Below are 19,170 nucleotides of genomic sequence, written 5' to 3' on the forward strand. Positions count from 1 at the left end.
ATTGCCGATAACGTCGGCCTTGCGGGGATTATCCCTATCGGCGCGGCGTGGTTGAATGACCGCGCATGCCAATCCGATTGGCGGAATCCGACTGCGCTATTTTGCCGGCGCGCCGCGGCGCTCGCGGAACTCGCCGGGCGTCGCGCCGGTCCAGCGCCTGAATGCGCGATGGAAGGTGCTGAGCTCGGAGAAGCCCAGCGAGACCGCAATGTCCTCCAGCGACAATCGCGACTTCTGCAGCAGGTGGGTGGCGAGGTCGCGCCGTAGCCGGTCCTTGATCTCCTGGAAACCGCAGTCCTCCTCTTCGAGCAGGCGGCGGCGCAGCGTCTGCGGCGAGACGGCCAGCATCCCGGCGATGTCCTCGAACGAGAGAGAGCGCTTGAGGTTGCGGCGAAGAATGCCCCGCACGCGTTCGGCCATGCTGCTGTCGTCACGGTAGCGCACCAGGAGCGCATTGGGCATCGATGCGAGAAAGCGGCGTAGCCGCTCCTCGTCGGGCATGATCGGCAGGTCGAGCAACTCGGCATCGAAGCGGATCTCCGTGCGCGCCTGCTCGAACAGCATCGGCGCCCGGTAGAACGGCTCCAGCTCCGAGCTGAACGGTTCTTCCGGAAAGACATAGTGAACGGTGATCAGCGGCAGCCGGCGACCCACCAGCCAGCACATCAGCCCATAGGCGAACAACAGGATCGCGCCATTGACCATGCGGCGCCGGTTCGGCTGGGCGATGGTATCGGTGACGTAGAGCGAAGCGTCATCCGGGCCTTCTGCCAGGCGCACCACGAAATCGTCTGCGACCAGATGATAGAACTGGCAGCCGATCCGGATCGCTTCGCGTAAATTGGCAGAGCGTATCAACAGCCGGCACATCATGCGGAAGGTGCCGGGCTTGATCGGGCGGTTGCACAACAGCCAGAGCTCGTCACGCGTCTCCCGGGTCAGGATCGCGATCAGACGGGCAAACTGATCCTGCGGCAGCCGGGCGCCCGGCTTCTCGAGCTCTTCGGGCGCGATGCCGGCGCGTGCCAAGAGCCGATCGATATCGAAGCCGGCCTCGCGGACGCCGCTCAGCACGAGGCCGACATAGCCGGAATCGATCGCTGAACGCGACGGCGCTGCGTGTGATGATCGAAGTGCGGCAGAGGCTCCCGGCATGGCATTGGCATGTTAGCGCCGGGATTGTTCCGTCGCCACCATTCCTGTGGCAGGCAAGGTCAATGCAACTGGTCGTTTTCGTCATTGCGGGTGCAAGACTTCTTTTCATTCTCGCCGACGGGATCGTCGCCGGAGGAGACTTGATGCGCGCGTTGATGAGTTGCGAGCCGGGCGGGCCCGAAACGCTGCGGCTGCTCGATGTGCCGGAGCCGGTGCCCGCACCCGGACAGGTGCTTGTGGCGGTGAAGGCGTGCGGCGTGAATTATCCGGACCTTCTCACGATCCAGGATCGCTATCAGGTCAAAACGCCGCGGCCTTTCGCGCCCGGGGCCGAGGTGGCCGGCGTCGTGGCCGCGCTGGGGAAAGGGGTTGCCGGGCTCGGCGTCGGCGATCGGGTCGCCGCGCGGACTGGAACCGGCGGCATGGCGGAGTTCGTTGCTGTCGATGCGGCACGGTGCAGTCCAATCCCTGACGGCATGCCGTTCGTCGATGCCGCAGTCATGCAGTTCACCTTCGAGACGGCTTATTACGCGCTGCACACCCGTGCCGGCGTGCGAGCGGGCGAAACCGTCCTGGTGCTCGGCGCAGCAGGAGGCGTCGGCATTGCCGCCGTGCAGGTTGCGCGCAATCTCGGCGCCCGCGTCGTTGCCGCGGTGTCATCGGAAGAGAAGCGCGCCTTCGCGCGCGAGCACGGCGCCGCCGATGGTGTGATCTATGCGGCGGAAGCAGCCGGCGATGGTCGCGAGCTCGCTGCGCGGCTGAAGCAAGCGGTCGGTTCGCGCGGCGCCGATGTCATCATCGATCCCGTTGGGGGATGGCTCTCAGAAGCCGCCATTCGCTGCATCGCGGGAGGCGGGCGTTATCTCGTGCTCGGCTTCACTGCTGGGATTCCATTACTGCCGCTCAACTTGCCACTCTTGAAGAATTGCGATGTGCTTGGGATCAACTGGCGCACATTCACGCTGTCGCAGGATCCACGCGTCGCCGAGAATCGGCGTGCGCTCCAGGCCTGGTATTCGCAAGGCATGCTGTCATCAGGCATCAGCGCCGAATTCCCGCTGCAGGAGGGCGGCAAGGCGATTCAGCACCTCGCCGACCGGCGTGCCCTCGGCAAAGTCGTCGTGGTGATCTGACTCAGTCATCGGCCTCAGGACTAGATTATCTCTGCTGCGCCTGATCTGACTGGAAGAATTTTGCGCTGCATCAGCGGGCTCACGGCAAGATGACCGTGGGCGCCGTTTGCCGCCATGCCGCACGCTGATATGGTCTGCGGCCGGCGAAACAGATTGCGCTCGCCCGCTTTCGCCGAGATTCACAACGGTCCCGCGCTGCAGGAGTTTCTCATGACACATGCCTTTCGTTTCCATCAGGCCGGTGGTCCCGAGGTTCTGAAATGGGAGGAGGTCAAGCTTGGCAAGCCTGGTCCCGGCGAAGCGCGGATCCGTCATACGGCAGTGGGCCTGAACTTTGTCGATATCTATAACCGCGCGGGCGTCTACGGCGTGCCGCTGCCGAGCGGCCTTGGCAGCGAGGGCGCTGGTGTCATCGAGGAAGTCGGGCCTGGCATCACCGACCTGAAGCCGGGCGATCGCGTCGCCTATGGCAGCTCGCCGCTCGGTGCCTATGCCGAGGAGCGGCTGATCCCCGCCGACCGTCTGCTCAAATTGCCCGATAGTATCGATGACAAGACCGCCGCGGCGATGATGCTCAAGGGACTGACGGTGCAGTACCTCATTCGCCAGACCTATCGCGTCAAGAGCGGGGACACGATCCTGCTGCATGCCGCGGCCGGCGGCGTCGGCTTGATCCTGAGCCAATGGGCCAAGCATCTCGGCGCCACCGTGATCGGCACGGTCTCCACCGACGAGAAGGCGAAGCTCGCGAAAGCCCACGGCACCGCGCACACGATCATCTACACGCGCGAGGATTTCGTCGGCCGCGTCAAGGAGATCACCGGAGGCAATTTGGTACCTGTGGTCTACGACTCCGTCGGCAAGGATACCTTCCTGAAATCGCTGGATTGCCTGGCGCCGCTCGGCGTCGCGGTGTTGTTCGGCCAGTCCTCGGGCAGCGTCGAGCCGCTCAACCTCGGCCTGCTGGCGCAGAAGGGCTCGCTGTACGTGACCCGCCCGACGCTGAACACTTATGGCGCCAAGCGCGAGAACCTCGTGGTGATGGCAAACGAACTGTTCGACGTGGTGAAATCAGGCGCGGTCAAGATCGAGATCAACCAGACCTATCCGCTCAAGGACGCCGCGAAAGCGCACGCCGATCTCGCCGCCCGCAAGACCACGGGATCGACGGTGTTCCTGGTGTGATGCGATTCGGTTGAACGGTCTTCTTCACCTCTCCCGCTTGCGGGGCGCAAGCAGGGGAGGGAGCACAGCTAGCGAAGTCGCTCGCCGATCATGTCTGCGCCGTGTCACTCCGCATTGAAGCGGCGTCGGTAATCGCCCGGCGTCAGGCCCGTGATGCGCGCAAATACCTTCCTGAACGCGCTCGTGTCGCCATAGCCGACGTCCCAGGCGATGCGGTCGACGGGCAGTCGGCTGAATTGCAAGAGCTCGCGCGCCTTGCCGACGCGCAGCCGCTGACAATATTCCGTCGTCGTCAGGCCTGTCGCCTTCTGGAAGCGGCGCAGGAACGTGCGCTCTTCCAATCCGGAGCGCGCGGCGAGCGTTGCCAGCGCGATGTCCTTGGCGCCAGTTGCCTGCAGCCAGTGCTGCACCTTGAGCACGGCCTTGTCGCCATGGGTCAGCCGTGGCGCGAATGCGCTGTAATAGCGCTGCTCGCGCCCCGGCGGATCGACCAGCAGCAGACGCGCGGTCTCGATCATCACCGTCGGTCCGAGCAGGCGGTCGACCAGCTTGAGGCCGAGATCGGTCCACGCCATCACACCGCCAGCGGTGATGATGTCGCCGTCGTCGATGATGAGCCTGTCGATATCGACGTGCGCTTCCGGGAAACGGTTCTGGAATTGCTCGGCATAGGCCCAGTGCGTCGTCACCGATCGTCCCGCCAGCAGGCCGGTTTCGCCGAGCACGAAGGCGCCCGCGCATACGGAGCCGAGCGTGACGCCCGCAACGTGATGGTGATGCAACCAGCGAACGAACGGCGCCGCCTTCTCGGGCGTGGGCGGCTCACCCAGGCTCGGCGGCAGGATCAGCGCGGCAGGTGCAGCCTTCGCATCGCCATCCGGCGCAGTGTCGAACACCCGCGTCGGCGGCTTCTTCGGCTCCGCCTGCTGCCAATGGCTGATCCGCAACAAGGCGGACTTGTGCTTGCGGTGTCCGCTCGCAATCCGGTCGGCGACGCCGAACAGATCGGTCAGGCCATGGATCGCGGCGAGCTGCGCGCCAGGATAATGCACGAGTCCGATCTCGGTGGGCCCTCGGGACGTCATGTGTCGGTATTGACCCGTTTTATGTCGGTATCGCCAATTTGCAGCATGCGACGGCAGGCCTAGCCTTGTCCAGAGAGATGCGAACCTGCCTGCAGAAGGATGCAATCAGCTATGAGCAAGCGCGCGATCATCGTTGTCGATCTCCAGAACGACTATTTCGCTTCCGGCAAGCTGCCGCTGGTCGGGATCGACGCGGCCGCAGCCAATGCGGCCCGCGTCATCGCTGCCGCCCGCGCCAGCGGTGATCCGGTCATTCACATCAGGCATGTGTTCACGCGGCCCGACGCACCGTTCTTCATCGCGGGATCGCAGGGTGCGCAGATCCATGCGTCCGTTCAGCCGGCTGAAAGTGAGAATGTGATCGTCAAGAACTTTCCCAACTCGTTTCGCGACACCCCGCTGAAGCAGGCGCTCGATACGCGAGGGATCAAGGATGTCGTGATCGTCGGCGCGATGAGCCACATGTGCATCGATGCAACGGCGCGCGCGGCCGCCGATTTCGGCTATAAGGCTACTGTCGTGCACGATGCCTGCGCGACGCGCGATCTTGCCTTCGGCGGCGTCAACGTTCCCGCCGCGCAGGTCCATGCCGCGTTCATGGCTGCGCTCGCCTCGACCTACGGCACGCTGGTAAGCACGGCGGATTATCTCCCGCGCTAATCCGTGCCCGCACCGAACCGCTCGACCAGGAAGTCGATGAACAGCCGCACTTTGACCGAGAGGTGCCGGGTCGGAGGGTAGATCGCATAGAGCGTCAGCGGTGGTGCGTGATAATCCGCGAGGATGATCTTCAGCGCTCCGGTGCGGAGTGCATCGCCGGCGATGAAGGTCGGGAGCAGCGCGATGCCATGCCCCTTCACGGCGACGTCGCGCAGCACTTCCGCGTTGTTCGCGCACAAGGACCATGACGGCTGGATCCAGTGATCGCCATCCGCGCCCGTCAATTTCCATTGGTTGCCGGTGAGCAGGAAGCCGTAGGTCAGCGCGGCATGTTCACGGAGATCGCGCGGATGGGTCGGCGTGCCGTGCTTCGCCAGGTAGTCCGGCGAAGCGCACACCACGCGGTCGACTGGCACGATCCTGCGCGCGATCAAGCTCGAGGATTCCAGCTCCGCGATCCGCAAGGTGACGTCGAAGCCGTCCTGCACGGGGTCGAGCAGGTCGTCGCTCAGCACGAGCTGGAGCTGGATCTTCGGATATTTTCCCATGAAGTCGGCGACCGCCGGGCCGAGCCGCAGGGTGCCGAACGACATCGGCGCGTTGACACGGAGCAGTCCATGCGGCGTCGATTGCGCCTGCGACACCGCCTGATCCGCCGCGTCGAGTTCGGACAGGATCGAGAGCGCGCGCTCGAAATAGATCTGGCCGCTCTCATTGGTGCTGACATGGCGGGTGGTGCGGTTGAGGAGCTGCACGCCCAGGCTTTCTTCGAGCTCCGCCACATATTTGCTGACCGCGGAGCGGGAGAGCCGAAGCTGCCGGCCAGCCTCGGCAAAACTGCCGGTCCCCACGACCTTCACGAACGCCCGCAAGCTCGCGACCTTGTCCATCGTGCCTCCGGATCATTGTCCTCAAATCGTAGACAGAGGCGCCATGAAAGCATGAATTGTTCTCGGAATGTAGCGGGCCAATATCGAAGCCAACGAGCCCGTCGGGGCTCTGGAGTTCAGGAGGAAAGATCATGTCCGGTATCCACCATGTCACCGCCGTCGCCGGCAACCCATTGAAGAATTTCGATTTTTATACCCGTGACCTCGGCCTGCGGTTCGTCAAGAAGACCGTCAATTTCGACGATCCGACGACCTACCACTTCTACTACGGCGACGAGGTCGGCCATCCCGGGACCATCCTGACGTTCTTCCCCTGGGAGAGCGCGCCGGCCGGCCGCCGTGGCGTTGGCGAGACCCATCAGACCGCCTTCCGCGTGCCGGCACGCTCGCTCGGCTATTGGGTGCAGCGCTTCGTCCAGAAGGGCATTTCCCACCAGCCGCTTGAGAAGCGCTTTGGTGAGTCGGTTCTGCCGTTCAGCGATCCCGACGGCATGGCGCTCGCCCTGGTCGGCATTCCCGGCGCGGAAGACGAGCCGGCCTGGAGCAATGGCGATGTTCCGGCCGAGCACGCGATCCGCGGTTTCCACGGCGTGACCTTGCTGCTCGAGAGTGCGGCGAAGACTGCCGCCATCCTCACCGATGTGTTCGGCTTCCGCGAGATCGCGCGCGAGGGCTCTGTGATCCGCTTTGCCGCTCCCGGTGACGTCAAGGGAAGCATCGTCGACATCTACGAGGCCAAGGGCTTCCTGCGTGGTCGCCAGGGCGTCGGCTCGGTGCATCACATCGCCTTCCGCGCGGCCGACGATGCGGAGCAGGGCCAGATGGCGCAGAAGCTCGTTGCGGCGCATGGCCTGCATCCGACTGAGCAGAAGGATCGCAATTACTTCCGCTCGATCTACTTCCGCGAGCCCGGCGGCGTGCTGTTCGAGATCGCGACCGATATTCCCGGCTTTGCGGTCGACGAACCCGTCGAGAGCCTCGGCCACGCGCTGAAGCTGCCAGCGTTCCTCGAGCGGCATCGCAGGGAGATCGAAAGCGTGCTGCCTGATTTGGGAGAAGTCGCATGACGAAAGAGACACCCTTTGTCTATCGGTTCGTGCCGGCAGGAGGGGCGAGCGCTCCGCCCCTCCTGCTGCTCCACGGCACTGGCGGCGACGAAAACGATCTGGTTGATCTCGGACGGATGCTGTCGCCGGATTCGGCGTTGCTGTCGCCGCGCGGCCGCGTGCTCGAGAACGGGATGCCCAGATTTTTCCGCCGTCTTGCGGAAGGGGTGTTCGACGAGGACGACGTTCGGCGGCGCGCCGTCGAACTGGCTGACTTCGTTGACGAGACGCGCCAGCGTCTCGGCATCGGGGCGCCGGTGGCGGTGGGCTATTCCAACGGCGCCAACATCGCCGCAGCCATGATGCTGCTTCGCCCCGGCACGCTTTCGGGCGCGGCGCTGCTGCGCGCGATGGTCCCGCTGCCCGATCCACCTCACGCTGACTTGCGCAGTGTCTTGGGCGGCGTGCCGGTGCTGATCGCCTCGGGACAGATGGATCCGATCGTGCCGACCTCCAACTCGGCGAAACTTGCGGAGATGCTGCTCGAGGCCGGCGCCGATGTCACGTACCGGACCCTGCCGGTCGGCCATCAACTCTCGCAGGCAGACGTCGTGCTCACGCGCGATTGGCTGGAGCGGGTGAAAAAGCGAACGGTTCAGTCCGCGTAAGAATGTGGGCGCTGCTTCACGCGGCGCCCGCATGCTTCCGCAGATGATTGTCCGCAAAGGCGAGATACCACTCCAAACATCCCGGATTGGCCATTGCGTCCTTGTTGATGACCTTCTCTAGCGGGTGGCCGAGCAGGAGCTTCTTGATCGGCAGCTCCTGCTTCTTGCCCGATAGCGTGCGCGGGATTTCGGGCACCGCGAAGATCTCGTTGGGCAGCAAGCGGCGGGACAGGCCCATTTCGATCGCCTTGTTGATCCGTGCCTTCATCGCCTCGTCGAGCGCGATGCCGTCGCGCAGCACCACGAACAGCGGCATATAGCTTTCGCGCCCGAGATACTCGAGGTCGACGACCATCGAATCCAGGATCTCCGGCAGCGCCTCGATCGCCGAGTAGAGTTCGCTCGTCCCCATCCGCAGACCGTGCCGGTTGATGGTCGCATCGCTCCGGCCAAAGATCACGCAGGAGTCGTCGGCGGCGATCTTCAGCCAGTCGCCATGCCGCCACACCGGACCGCGTCCGCTGCCATCGAAATTATCCGGATAGGTCTCGAAATAGCTGGCGCGGTAGCGCGCGTCATCAGGATCGTTCCAGAAGCGCAGTGGCATCGACGGCAGCGGCTCGGTGCAGACGAGCTCGCCGACCTCGTCGATCACGGCGCGTCCCTGCTCGTTGAATGCCTCCACGGCGCAGCCCAATATCCGGCATTGCATCGTGCCCGGCGTCTGCGGCAACTCCCTGTTGCCGCCGATAAAGGCGCCGGCGAAGTCGGTGCCGCCGGAAATGTTCGCCCACCACATGTCCGCCTGCGCAGCGTTTCCATTGACCTTTGCAAGCGCCGCGAAGCGCTGGTTGAACCAGGCTTGCGTGTCGGCGCTCAGGGGCGATCCGGTCGAGCCGAGCGTGCGCAGGTGCGAGAGATCGCCGACGGGGGCGAGATCGATCTCGGCTTTCGTGCAATTGGCAAAGAACGCCGCGCCGGCGCCGAACACCGTCACTCTGGCGTCGGCCACGAAGCGCCACAGCGTCGCCCAGTCCGGCTTATCCTTTGATCCGCCGGGGCTGCCGTCGAAGATGCAGCAGGTGGTGCCATTCAGAAGGCCGTTGACCTGGCAGTTCCACATGATCCAGCCGGTCGAGCTGTACCAATGGAAGCGCTCGCTGAGCGAGTTCGGCTGATAGCTGCAGCCGATGTCGTTGTGCAGCGTGTTCAGCGGCAGCACCACGATGATGATGCCACCATGGCTGTGCACGATAGGCTTCGGCAATCCGGTAGTGCCGCTGGAATAGACGATCCAGAGCGGATGATCGAACGGCAGCCACACCGGCTCGAACGCATCGATCGCGGGACCCTTGGCAGCGAGGATCTCCGAAAGCCGCTGGTCCGGCGACGCGGCGCTTGCCGCTGCGTCGCTGTGCAGGATGACATGCTCGACGCTCGGCAGCGAGCACCGCAGCTCGTCGATCACAGCGCGGCGGTCGTGCCGCCGGCCGGCATAGGTGACGGCATCGCAGGCGATCAGCACCTTTGGTTCGATCTGCTTGAAGCGATCGATCACCGCCGGCGCCGCCATATCGGGCGCGCAGACACTCCAGATCGCGCCGAGACTCGCGGCGGCGAGGAAGGCGATGATCGTCTCGGGGATGTTCGGCAGATAGGCCGCGACGCGGTCGCCGGGCTTGACGCCTTTCTCCCGCAGGTGAATCGCAAGCGCGGCGGCCTGTCGCCGCAGTTCAGGCCAGCTCGTTTCCTGCAGCACGCCATCTTCGCCGCTGCTCACGATCGCCGGCATGCCCGTGGCATCGGCGGCTTCGACGTGCCGGAACACCTGCTGGGCGTAATTGACGGAGGCGCCGGGAAACCAGACCGCGCCCGGCATCTTCCGCTCCGCCAGCACCGCGCGGTGCAGTGTCGGCGAGCGCAGGTCGAAATAGTCCCAGATGCTCTGCCAGTAGGCGTCAAGGTCGCGCACCGACCACTGGCGCATCTCCTCAAAGCTGGAAAAGCTCAGGCCGCGCTGCTCTTTGAGCCAGCGACGATAGAGGGCGATCTGCGGAACGTAAGGTGCGGTCATTGCTCTCTGACTTGCATCGCGGCGGGAAGCGCCGCTCGAACGAAAGCCCTACCACAACGGAACCCGCGCGGAAATGTCATCGCCCGGTGCCGCACGTATGCGGTCGACGGCCTCAGCCCCGCGCGAAGACCAAAAGCCCGTTTGCCGGAATCGTCAATGCCGCCGACGCCGGCAGGCCGTGCAGCGGCGGGCCGTCGGCGTGCACGCTGCCATCGGCGGTGACGGTCACCTCACGGTCGTAGATGTCGCTGTTGAACACCTGGCGCCAGCGGCCTGCAGCGGGAAAGCCGAGCGCGTAGTTGTGGAGCGGGCTTTCGTTGAGGCTGCAGACCACCACGGCGTCGCCGCCGTCGCGCTCGACCCAGCGCTGGAACGCCAGCACGCGGTTGTCGTCGTGGACATGAATGACCGCGCAGCCTTCGCCGCGCAGCCCCGGCATTGTCAGCCGCAGGCCGATCAGGTCGCTGGCGAAGCGCAGGAAGCCGGCCATCACCTCATCGCCACGGTCGAATGCCGCCCAGTCGATTTCGGTATCGGCGCTCGGCGTGTCGCTCCATGGCTTCGAAGCCAGCATCTCCTGGCCCATGAACAGCATGGGAATGCCCGGCGCGGTCAGCAGCAGCCCAAGCGCGACGCGGCTGCGGCTGCGCGCATGCCAGGATCTCGGATTGCTGCCGTCGGCGAGCGCCGCGATCCGCTCGTCGCGTCCCGCATAGACGATGTCGTGGTTCTCGATCGCATGCACCGCGCGCCAGCGGTCGCGCAGGCTCACCGCGGCGATCGCGTCCGCGATCGCTGACATCGGCACGCGCGCGGTGGCGCCCTGCGACGCCTTCGCAATTGCCGCCCGCACGCTGTTGCGGACGCCGTCGCTCCACGTGGCGTCGAAGCCCGCGCCGTCCTCGCTGCGATCCTTCACGATCCACGCATTGACCGGCCAGTATTCGGCGATCTGGATCGCCTCGGGCTTTTGGGCGCGCAATGTCGAGGTCAGGTCCTGGCAGGTGGCCCAACCGCCGAAGCGGTCGATCACGCTGACTTCGTCGAAGCGGAAGCCGTCGATCCGATACTCCTCATAGAGGAACGCGGCGTTGTCGATCAGGAATTGTTTGACACCATTGTTCCAGAACGCGAACACCAGCCCGCCTGCCCAGCCCTGGTCGGTGAAATAGAGGCTGTTGTTGTTGTCGCCGGGCACGTGGCGGTCGAGGAACCACAAGCTCTTGTCGTCGAACCCGCCGCCGGCGTGGTTGTAGACGACGTCGAAGATCACAGCGATGCCATGGACATGGCAGACGTCGATCAGCGCGCGGAGCTGGTCGTCGGTGTGCCTGAGGGTGTCGATGCCGGCATAGGGCGCGTGGCCGGCCGCCCGCAGGATGGCATTGGTGCGATCGACATAGCGGGTTAGCTTTGCTTCGTTGGCCTCGGCATATTGGTTCTCGGGGCTATAGAGGTCGACGCCATTATAGCCCATGCTAAACGTGGTCGGGAATTCCTGGATCGGCAACAGTTCGATGGCGTTGACGCCGAGCGCGACCAGGTGCGGCACGCGCTCGATCACGTCGAAGAACTTGCCATCCCCGTTTTCCGGATGCGGCGCGAATGTGCCGACGTGAAGCTGGTAGACGATGAGATCGTTGAATGCCGGCGGCACGAAGCGCTCGAGGTGCCAGGGAAATCGCCCGGCATCGCGTAGCACCGAATTGCAGGCGGGAAAGGACGGTTGCAAGCTCAACAGCCGCGCCCGCGGATCGCGCTTGAAGCCGGACGAGCCGACGCCCTCGACATAGAACAAATAGGCGTCGCCGTCCTTCAGGTCAGGTACGAAGCACGCCCAGTGCCCGCCGCCGATCTCTGACATCAGCGAACTGGCATCCTGCCTCCAACCGTTGAAGTCGCCGGACACATGGACCGCGCTGGCGCGCGGCGCCCACACCCGGAATGTCGCCCCGCCAGGTACGAGTGTGCCGCCCATGGGCGCGCGGGTGAGGTCCGGCTCAAGCATCTGTCTTCCCCCTGGACACGTGGCGCCGCAAAGGATGAACCCGGCGGCTGCGGCGGGCAATATTGTCGCCCACCACTATTACGCGGATGCGAAAACGGAAGACGCGGCTGGGCTCGGGGGACCTGCGGCTCTTTGCGGAAAAGAACGGGGGAAGAGACAACGCGCGGAACCAAAGACCGGCCCAGCGACTTATTCGCGCAGGCTTTCATCGAGGCTCAAGAAAATGAAGCTGCTGCAGCGTCTCTTCCGGCTGTTCTGGCGGCGCCGGGAGCTGCGCCAACCGCCCGTCTATCCGCAACCCTCCATCGATGCCGACGAATTCGCCCGGCTGCTGTGCAGCCGCCGGGTCGAAGATTTGAAGACGCTGGCGACGAAGCTGAGCCAGCAGCCGAAGGCGCACGCCTGAAGTCCTGGTCCGTCGTCTCTCCTGGCTTGCGCGTCCCGCCAAAAAGGGGGCGCAGTGGTTTGTTGTTTGTCGTCATTGCAATGAGGCGGTGAGAGCTATGAATTTCCCCTTGCGTTGAGGGGGTCAAAATTTTTTCGCTGCCTCCCCTTGAAACTGGATGGGGCTTTTCCGAGATTTTTTTCGCCATCCAGCGGATGGCGTCCGGGCGCCTGATGGGTCCGGACCAGGACGGGCACCGGTCGTGTCCGGTGCCGCTCGTATCCAACTTGCTCATTGGAGGATTTGGCTATGCGCAGCTACGATTTTGCTCCCCTGTGGCGTTCGACCATCGGCTTCGACCGCCTGTTCGATCTCGTCGATGCCGCGGCTCGCGCCGGCGAGGACAATTACCCGCCCTACAATATCGAACGGCTCGACGAAGATCGCTACCAGATCTCGGTCGCGCTCGCGGGCTTCTCGCCCGACGAGATCTCGGTGACGGCCGAGAGTAACGTGGTCACGATCGAAGGCAGCAAGTCCGAGAAGACCGAACGCGAATACCTCTATCGCGGTATCTCCGCGCGGCCCTTCAAGCGGCACTTCAATCTCGCCGATTACGTGCGGGTGAAGAGCGCCGCGTTCGATAACGGACTTCTGAAGATCGAGCTGGTCCGCGAGGTGCCCGAGGCCATGAAGCCGCGGCGGATCGCCATCAATGGCGCGCCCGCGAGCAACGTGCAGCAACTCGAAGCGAAAGTGGCGTAACGCCTGCGCCGCCGCGATGAATGCCCCGCCTGGCCCGGTGCCGGGCGGGACGGTTGAAACTTGCCTGACAAGCATTGGGAGTAACCGATGATCGATCACACTGACAATGTCGTCGATTTGAATGTCATCCTGCACCCCGCCTCGGCCTACGACCATCCGCGCGATGTGCTGGCGGATGCGCGACTGTCGACGGCGGAAAAGCGCGCGGTGCTGGCCTCTTGGGCGTCGGATGCGGCCGCGGTTTCGTCCAGTCCAGCTTTGCGTGAGCTTCCGGGTGCCAAGACTGCCGTCCGCATCGATGAGGTGCTTGAGGCGCTGTCGACGCTCGACCCCGATCCGTCGGGATCGCCGGGCGGCAAGCCGTACCGGCGGAAATCGACCTCGCGCGTCGCGCTGGCCGCGTAGAGCATATCAGGGGCTGGGGCGACCATGTTCCGGGTGTTCGCGAAGAATGGCGTAGGCGGCGTCTCCGTCATTCTCGCGACCGCGGGTGCGGCGCTGCGAAAGCTCGAGGAGTTTCGCGACGACGGGTTTCGCACGTTGTCGGTACACGATGCATCCGGAACGACGATCAGCGAAGGTGAGCTCACCGCCATGGCGCAAGCCGAGCGCAAGGGCGCGTTGTGACGTTCCTGCACACGCTCTACGCCGAGCAGGCGTTCCACGTGCTACTGCGCCTTCTCGTGCGCGGCCATGCCGACGGCCTTGTAGTCATAGGTCGGATAGAATTCGGTGCGATAGGCGCCCCAGGCCTTGTCCTCAAGTATGCGATTGACCTCACGGAGTCGCGATGCCGGCAGCCGCAGCGTCACAACCTGGCCAATGCCCATCACCACATACCAGCTCACGACCTCGACGCCCGCGGGTGGAAACGCCTTGTAGTAACCCTGCTTCTCGAGCTGGGCGTTGAGCTCGCTGAGCGGGCGTGACTGATCGTGCTTCAGGAACACCGTGATCATCACCGCATTGTCGGCAGTCGGCGGTGCTGTGCTCTGCGCGGGCGCGGTCTGCGCAGTCGCTGCCGACGTGGACGCCAGGGCGCAAGCGAGTGTCGCCATCGCAAGCCATGATCCGGTTACTCGCGCCATCGCCGCCTCCTTCATTGCCGTGAGGATTGAGATCGCGATCATCGCGGTGCCGGTGAAGGCTGTAAATCGCAAAGCCCCGTGCCAGGCTCCGCGCGTCGATCACAAATCGTGCAGCCGCTCGCTGCAGCGGGATGACTTCTCGCGCACCCATCCTCTCCGCTCCAGCGTCGTGTTCGTGCCAAATCAGCGCAAGTGCCGCGCGTTCGTCAGGCCCGCATAAGGGTTCCCTGGGAAACTCTCGAAACGCGTGATGGTGCGGTTCCATTCGCATCACCGGGTGATTCGCCGCGCGTCCGGGACCGCCAGCATGGAACTCACAAACGTATCCGTGAAACTACGGTGTTTTGCCACAATTTCGGTATTTTTCCGGTGAGTAGAAATACTGACATCTGCCACATTCCTGCGAGAATTGTTGCAAATTCTGGGCTGGTCTGCCTCTCTTTCCTCGTTGAGCTGGCAAGACGCGGTCGCGTTCTCGGTATTCCTACTGAATACCGAATTAACCGCGGGAACAGGCTTAGGGTCGCTAGATCGGTTGCATGACACAGCACGAGCATCGAACCGACGGGTCGCATCTGTCGAAGTGGATGGAAGACCGCGCCCCATTCGAAAGCAGTCGTGAGATTGTGGAACTCGCCGCAGAGCGCGCACGGGCGACGGAAGAGGCGGGTGCTGCCATCGCGCGCCAGTTCAATGGTCCGATGACGGCGCTCCTGCTCTATATGAACGAGATCAAGCAGCACAGTCATCAGTTCGCGCATTCACCGGCAGCCCGGATCTATCTGCAGCAGGTGGTCGAGAACGCGCTGCAACAGACCGAGCACGTCTGCGCGATGCTGAAGCAGATCTCCGACACTCATCCAGGATCCGCGCCGGTCATCGATCAGAAGAGGGCGTGGGACAATCCGCCCGCGCGCATCAACGACGAGGGACGGTCGCCAAAGGCGATGGTTGCATCCACGGCCGGCCAGAAGCCGCTCACCAGGCGCGAGCGCGAAGTGGTCCGCCTCATCAGCGAAGGCTATTCCAACAAGCAGGGCGCGTTGCGCATGAACATCAGCCCGCGGACCTTCGAAAGCCATCGCGCCGAAGCGATGCGCAAGCTCGGCGCGCGCAACACCGCTGATCTCGTCCGCAAGGCGCTGATGCAGTCCTCCTGATCGCCGAAGCGAAATGGATTAAGCGGCAGCCGCGGGCAGAAGCGATAAAGCGCCACAAAGCACGACGCATTTGCGCGGAGATTGCGCTTAAACAAATTCGATTCAAATTATAGCATCGCGATCTCACGGCACATGCCGCCCAGTGCGACGCCTGCGGCTCAGCGAATGCCGCAGAGCGAGTTACGCGCTCCGCTTCACCCGGGCTGCGAGGCCATTCAGAGGTAATCTTCCGCGAAGGCGCGGATGCGCGGGGCTGGCCGCAGGTCTACGGTTGTCGGCTTCGGCGCTTCCGGGATGATCGTGATGGTCCAGGCCGCCGGAACGCGGGACTTGTTTTCCACGACGGATCGAACGTGACCTGTGACCGTCGTGCCGGCCGAACGCGCGGTCGCGGTCCTGCCATTGAACTGTGCGATACGAAAACGTCTGGCTTCCTTCTGGTCCGTCGTTTCGAACGTGAACATGCTGGTTCTCCCGTGTTCACGCCAATTATCGCCGGGTTAAGCTTAGCCGACCGTGAAAATTTGGAGCCGTAGAAGTACGGCCGGGTTTCCACGCAGAAAGCAAGCGCGCGGCTGCTCTTATACCGAGACCTGCTCGCACCTCTGAATCAAGCGGGTGTATTGGGCTTTCACCGTCGCGTAGCATTCGCATGAGGTCTTCATCAGGCCATCGAGGTTGGTGATCTCGATATGGCCCCGGCTGTAGTGAATGAAATTCGCCTGCTGAAGCGTATGCGCGACCAGCGAGACGCTGTTGCGACGCGCGCCGATCATTTGTGCCATGGCTTCCTGCGTCAGCACGATCTTGTCGGTTCCGGAGAGGTCGCGGGTGTGCAGGAGGCATCGCGCGAGCCGAGATTCCACCGTGTGCGAAGCGTTGCAGCCGGCGGTCTGCTGGATCTGCGCATCAACCGCGAGCCCATGCCGCGCCAGCGCTCGACGCAGCGTCGCGCTCTGATCGGCGGCGAGGCGAAGCTGGTCGAACTCGATCGTCGAAGCGATGCCGGGTACCACCACCACCGCGCTATTCAATGCAGTCGGATCGCCAAGCACGGCGAACGCGCCGAAGATGCTGTCACGCCCGACCAGGGCGATCTGCACGTGCTCGCCGCGCGTGAGCTTCACGATCAGGGAAATCGCACCCTTGTGCGGGAGGTAGGCTCGCTTGAGCACCTCGTCGACCTCGATCAGAACCATGTCCTGGGTGAGATCCACGGTGCGCAGGTGCGGGCGGATCAGTTCGAAATCGGATGCCGACAGCGCGGACAAGAATCCGTTCGGCGAACGAGGAACCGAATCCAAAGCAGTCTCCTGCCTCATAGCCAGAGCATGATCCGGAAAAGTGGAAACCGGTTTTCCCTCGCGATAAACGCGAAGCGCTTGCGCGGAGATCATGTTCAAACAAAAAATGAGATCATGATCCGTTTCCATCTAATTGGATCATGATCCAGAGCGTGTCTCGACCTCGCAGCCGCCACACGCTGCCCGAGTTGCAGGATGACCTTGTCACGCATCGCGGGCAAGGGAAACCTGTCGATTTGGCAAATGTCATTCGATGCGCGCCGCTGACTGTGGCCTCGGCGACGCAGGTTCCGCTGCCTGCAGAGCTCTCATCCGGTCTTGAGCAGTCGGCCGCATTGCGCGTTCACCGCGGCGTAGCACTCGCAGGCGGCTTTCCGCAGACCTTCGAGATCGATGATTTCGATATTCCCGCGGCTGTAGCGGATCAGGCCGGCCTCCTGGAAGGCGTGTGCCACGATCGAAATGGCGTTGCGCCGAACGCCGAGCAACTGCGCCAGGGATTCCTGGGTCAGCGGCAATGGTTCGCTGCCGCACAACTCGCGGGCGTGCAGCAGCCAGCGCGACAACCGCGATTCGACTGTGTGCGATGCGTGGCATGTGGCGGCCTGCTGGGCCTGCACGGACAGCGCCTGCTGATGCCTGACCAGAAGGTGCCGCAGCGCGCTGCTTCCCTCCATCGCGACATGCAGGCGATCGGTCGCGATAACCGAGGCGATGCCGGGTATGATAACGACGGCGTCCGCCAGCGAGGGGCCGTCATCGAGCACGGCAGTGCCGCCGACAATGCTGTCGCGGCCAATCTTGGCGACTTCGACGGTCTCGCCTTCGGCGAAGCGGACGATCATTGAAACCACGCCGCTGTGGGGCAGATAGATTTCACCGATCGGCGCGCCGGTCTCGAACAGCAGGGTCTCTTTGGTCAGTTCGACGGTTGCGAGATGTGGCCGCAGCAACTCGAATTCCGCCGTCGGCAGACTCTGTAACAGATGATTGGACGGACGCGATGATCCAGCCATTCCCTCTCCTGCCGAAAGGCGGGAGCTCACCGTCTCGCGTCACCTACTCATGGCATGTCGGATAGCGCGAAGAATAGCTTTCCCGGACGATTGCACAAGAGTTACGAGTTACGCGTTTGTGGCTATACACCTTACCGGGCAGACAGCGCGAGGAACCGAGACAGCTATCGACTGCGCTCATGCGCGTCGCGTGTCCGTGCGAAATACTGCACGGCAGGATTGAATGGAACCTTGCCAGCGCAACGTGGCTACCTCTTTCGAGAGATAAGCGCGAACCGTTCGCGCAGCGATGATGCTCGAACAAGAGCGTCACGCGTGATGGCGATTTGAATAAAACCCATTGTGCTACGCTCTTCTCGATCGCCGTGAAGAACGTGGTCTCCTGGCGCTCGCTTTGTCTATCAACGGTGAGAGTTGCCTGCTGCGAGCGATGACGATCCATCGTGCGTGCTGCTCTTTCGATCTGCGGATGCGCGTCTGCAATTATCTCAGTAGAACTACTGAGAAACGCATCTATGCGCAGCCTTTCTGGGTATTTGTACTGAGGAGCGATTTAACGAACGGGTAGCACCGCCGGAACAGTGTGGCACGGGCGCCGGAGTGAAATTTCCGGCGGCTGCGTCAATCGTGTTCATCCAGAAGGGTATCAAACTATGTCCGGCATTATTCTTTCGGCTTCGGTTCGCCAGAACCTGCTCTCGCTGCAGTCGACCGCTGATCTGCTCGCCACCACGCAGAGCCACCTTTCGACCGGCAAGAAGGTCAACTCGGCCCTCGACAATCCCACCAACTATTTCACCGCCGCTTCGCTCGACAACCGCGCCAGCGACATCAACAACCTGCTCGATGGCATCGGCAATGGCGTGCAGGTGCTTCAGGCGGCCAACACCGGCATCACCTCGCTGCAGAAGCTGGTCGACAGCGCGAAGTCGATCGCCAACCAGGCGCTGCAGGCGACCTCGGGCTATTCGACCAAGTCCACCGCCACGTCGGCAGCGATTACGGGCGCGACCGCCACGAACCTGATCGGCGACGCCGATACGGCTGCGACCGTGTCGGGCACTGCGGTTGCGGCGGGCCTTGCGGCCACCGACACCACCACCGCGGCTGGATTTGCCGACGGCGACTCGTTCACGGTCAATGGCAAGACGATCACGTTCGCGACCGGCGGCGCCACTGAGACCGCGGCCGCGACCACAGACGCTGCGGGCAACGTCACCATCAATCTCACATACACTGCCGGCGCCACCGATTCGACCGTACAGGATGTTCTCGACGCGATCGATGGCATCACCGGCGGCTCATCGTCGATCAGTGCCGGAAACGTCCTGACCATCAGCAACGCCACCACTGACACGACCAACAGCATCATCCTCGGTGGTGACGTCGGCGGCGCCCTCGCCAACCTTGGCCTTACGGCCGGTGGGACCAAGCCGACCAATTCCAAGGATAACCAGGTCCTCAGCATCGCTGCGATCGGCAGCAAGGCGGCTCAGACCATCACCATCGGAACCGGTACCGGTGCGGTGAACACCCTGGACGATCTCA

General features: G+C 63.5%; 20 protein-coding genes. 11 read left to right on the forward strand and 9 right to left on the reverse strand.

The features are described from left to right. Positions 1 to 96: 96 nt before the first annotated feature. Positions 97 to 1,155, reverse strand: a complete 1,059-nt coding sequence (locus J6497_RS35665) for an AraC family transcriptional regulator (RefSeq protein WP_225708885.1) — start codon at positions 1,153 to 1,155, stop codon at positions 97 to 99. A gap of 62 nt (positions 1,156 to 1,217) precedes the next feature. Between J6497_RS35665 and J6497_RS35670 the strand changes: the two genes are divergently transcribed. Both J6497_RS35670 and J6497_RS35675 read left to right on the forward strand, forming a co-directional pair. After that, positions 1,218 to 2,288 carry an NADPH:quinone oxidoreductase family protein gene (locus tag J6497_RS35670; protein ID WP_225708886.1) on the forward strand — a complete coding sequence of 357 codons (1,071 nt, stop codon included), beginning with the start codon at positions 1,218 to 1,220 and terminating at the stop codon, positions 2,286 to 2,288. A gap of 210 nt (positions 2,289 to 2,498) precedes the next feature. Further along, on the forward strand, positions 2,499 to 3,473 hold the full coding sequence (locus J6497_RS35675; RefSeq protein ID WP_225708887.1) for a quinone oxidoreductase family protein: 975 nt from the start codon (positions 2,499 to 2,501) through the stop codon (positions 3,471 to 3,473). Positions 3,474 to 3,577: 104 nt separating this feature from the next. On the opposite strand, the gene J6497_RS35680 is transcribed toward J6497_RS35675, so the two are convergent. After that, positions 3,578 to 4,558 (reverse strand): GlxA family transcriptional regulator, encoded by a 981-nt coding sequence (locus J6497_RS35680; RefSeq protein WP_225708888.1) that lies wholly within the window; start codon positions 4,556 to 4,558, stop codon positions 3,578 to 3,580. A gap of 111 nt (positions 4,559 to 4,669) precedes the next feature. On the opposite strand from J6497_RS35680, the gene J6497_RS35685 reads away from it, so the two are divergent. Further along, positions 4,670 to 5,218, forward strand: a complete 549-nt coding sequence (locus tag J6497_RS35685) for a cysteine hydrolase family protein (protein WP_225708889.1) — start codon at positions 4,670 to 4,672, stop codon at positions 5,216 to 5,218. Here the strand turns inward: J6497_RS35685 and J6497_RS35690 are convergent. After that, positions 5,215 to 6,108, reverse strand: a complete 894-nt coding sequence (locus J6497_RS35690; RefSeq protein WP_225708890.1) for a LysR family transcriptional regulator — start codon at positions 6,106 to 6,108, stop codon at positions 5,215 to 5,217. The genes J6497_RS35685 and J6497_RS35690 overlap by 4 nt on opposite strands. Positions 6,109 to 6,239: 131 nt before the next feature. On the opposite strand from J6497_RS35690, the gene J6497_RS35695 reads away from it, so the two are divergent. Both J6497_RS35695 and J6497_RS35700 read left to right on the forward strand, forming a co-directional pair. Then, positions 6,240 to 7,175 carry a ring-cleaving dioxygenase gene (locus J6497_RS35695; protein ID WP_225708891.1) on the forward strand — a complete coding sequence of 312 codons (936 nt, stop codon included), beginning with the start codon at positions 6,240 to 6,242 and terminating at the stop codon, positions 7,173 to 7,175. After that, positions 7,172 to 7,822: an alpha/beta hydrolase gene (locus J6497_RS35700; RefSeq protein ID WP_225708892.1), complete on the forward strand. Its 651-nt coding sequence runs from the start codon at positions 7,172 to 7,174 to the stop codon at positions 7,820 to 7,822. The genes J6497_RS35695 and J6497_RS35700 overlap by 4 nt, the downstream gene beginning before the upstream one ends. A 16-nt stretch (positions 7,823 to 7,838) precedes the next feature. On the opposite strand, the gene J6497_RS35705 is transcribed toward J6497_RS35700, so the two are convergent. Next, positions 7,839 to 9,896 (reverse strand): acetoacetate--CoA ligase, encoded by a 2,058-nt coding sequence (locus J6497_RS35705; protein ID WP_225708893.1) that lies wholly within the window; start codon positions 9,894 to 9,896, stop codon positions 7,839 to 7,841. A gap of 112 nt (positions 9,897 to 10,008) precedes the next feature. Beyond that, the gene (locus tag J6497_RS35710) at positions 10,009 to 11,904 is read right to left on the reverse strand and encodes an alpha amylase C-terminal domain-containing protein (RefSeq protein ID WP_225708894.1); all 1,896 of its coding nucleotides are present in this window, start codon (positions 11,902 to 11,904) and stop codon (positions 10,009 to 10,011) included. A gap of 223 nt (positions 11,905 to 12,127) precedes the next feature. Here J6497_RS35710 and J6497_RS35715 point away from each other — a divergent pair, with 223 nt between their 5' ends. The 4 genes from J6497_RS35715 to J6497_RS35730 all read left to right on the forward strand — a co-directional run bounded on the left by J6497_RS35715 (position 12,128) and on the right by J6497_RS35730 (position 13,681). After that, positions 12,128 to 12,310, forward strand: a complete 183-nt coding sequence (locus tag J6497_RS35715) for a hypothetical protein (RefSeq protein ID WP_225708895.1) — start codon at positions 12,128 to 12,130, stop codon at positions 12,308 to 12,310. 288 nt (positions 12,311 to 12,598) lie between these two features. Beyond that, positions 12,599 to 13,054 carry an Hsp20 family protein gene (locus J6497_RS35720; protein ID WP_225708896.1) on the forward strand — a complete coding sequence of 152 codons (456 nt, stop codon included), beginning with the start codon at positions 12,599 to 12,601 and terminating at the stop codon, positions 13,052 to 13,054. An 87-nt stretch (positions 13,055 to 13,141) separates the two neighbouring features. Then, positions 13,142 to 13,459 (forward strand): hypothetical protein, encoded by a 318-nt coding sequence (locus J6497_RS35725; protein ID WP_225708897.1) that lies wholly within the window; start codon positions 13,142 to 13,144, stop codon positions 13,457 to 13,459. 24 nt (positions 13,460 to 13,483) lie between these two features. After that, positions 13,484 to 13,681, forward strand: coding sequence for a hypothetical protein (locus J6497_RS35730; protein ID WP_225708898.1), 198 nt, complete (start codon positions 13,484 to 13,486; stop codon positions 13,679 to 13,681). Positions 13,682 to 13,722: 41 nt separating this feature from the next. Here J6497_RS35730 and J6497_RS35735 read toward each other — a convergent pair whose 3' ends face one another. Continuing rightward, the gene (locus J6497_RS35735; protein ID WP_376708324.1) at positions 13,723 to 14,112 is read right to left on the reverse strand and encodes a hypothetical protein; all 390 of its coding nucleotides are present in this window, start codon (positions 14,110 to 14,112) and stop codon (positions 13,723 to 13,725) included. Positions 14,113 to 14,681: 569 nt separating this feature from the next. On the opposite strand from J6497_RS35735, the gene J6497_RS35740 reads away from it, so the two are divergent. Further along, on the forward strand, positions 14,682 to 15,302 hold the full coding sequence (locus J6497_RS35740; RefSeq protein ID WP_225708899.1) for a helix-turn-helix domain-containing protein: 621 nt from the start codon (positions 14,682 to 14,684) through the stop codon (positions 15,300 to 15,302). A gap of 215 nt (positions 15,303 to 15,517) precedes the next feature. Here J6497_RS35740 and J6497_RS35745 read toward each other — a convergent pair whose 3' ends face one another. The 3 genes from J6497_RS35745 to J6497_RS35755 form a co-directional block, all read right to left on the reverse strand. After that, positions 15,518 to 15,766 carry a hypothetical protein gene (locus J6497_RS35745; RefSeq protein WP_225708900.1) on the reverse strand — a complete coding sequence of 83 codons (249 nt, stop codon included), beginning with the start codon at positions 15,764 to 15,766 and terminating at the stop codon, positions 15,518 to 15,520. A gap of 117 nt (positions 15,767 to 15,883) precedes the next feature. Continuing rightward, the gene (locus tag J6497_RS35750; protein WP_376708323.1) at positions 15,884 to 16,624 is read right to left on the reverse strand and encodes a Crp/Fnr family transcriptional regulator; all 741 of its coding nucleotides are present in this window, start codon (positions 16,622 to 16,624) and stop codon (positions 15,884 to 15,886) included. Between the two features lie 290 nt (positions 16,625 to 16,914). Next, positions 16,915 to 17,622 (reverse strand): Crp/Fnr family transcriptional regulator, encoded by a 708-nt coding sequence (locus J6497_RS35755; protein ID WP_225708902.1) that lies wholly within the window; start codon positions 17,620 to 17,622, stop codon positions 16,915 to 16,917. A gap of 653 nt (positions 17,623 to 18,275) precedes the next feature. Here J6497_RS35755 and J6497_RS35760 point away from each other — a divergent pair. Beyond that, positions 18,276 to 19,170 (forward strand): flagellin N-terminal helical domain-containing protein (locus tag J6497_RS35760; RefSeq protein ID WP_446479935.1); only part of this gene is annotated, 895 nt, incomplete at its 3' end.

The sequence above is a fragment of the Bradyrhizobium cenepequi genome (assembly GCF_020329485.1).
In the GTDB taxonomy this organism is placed as follows: Bacteria; Pseudomonadota; Alphaproteobacteria; order Rhizobiales; family Xanthobacteraceae; genus Bradyrhizobium; species Bradyrhizobium cenepequi.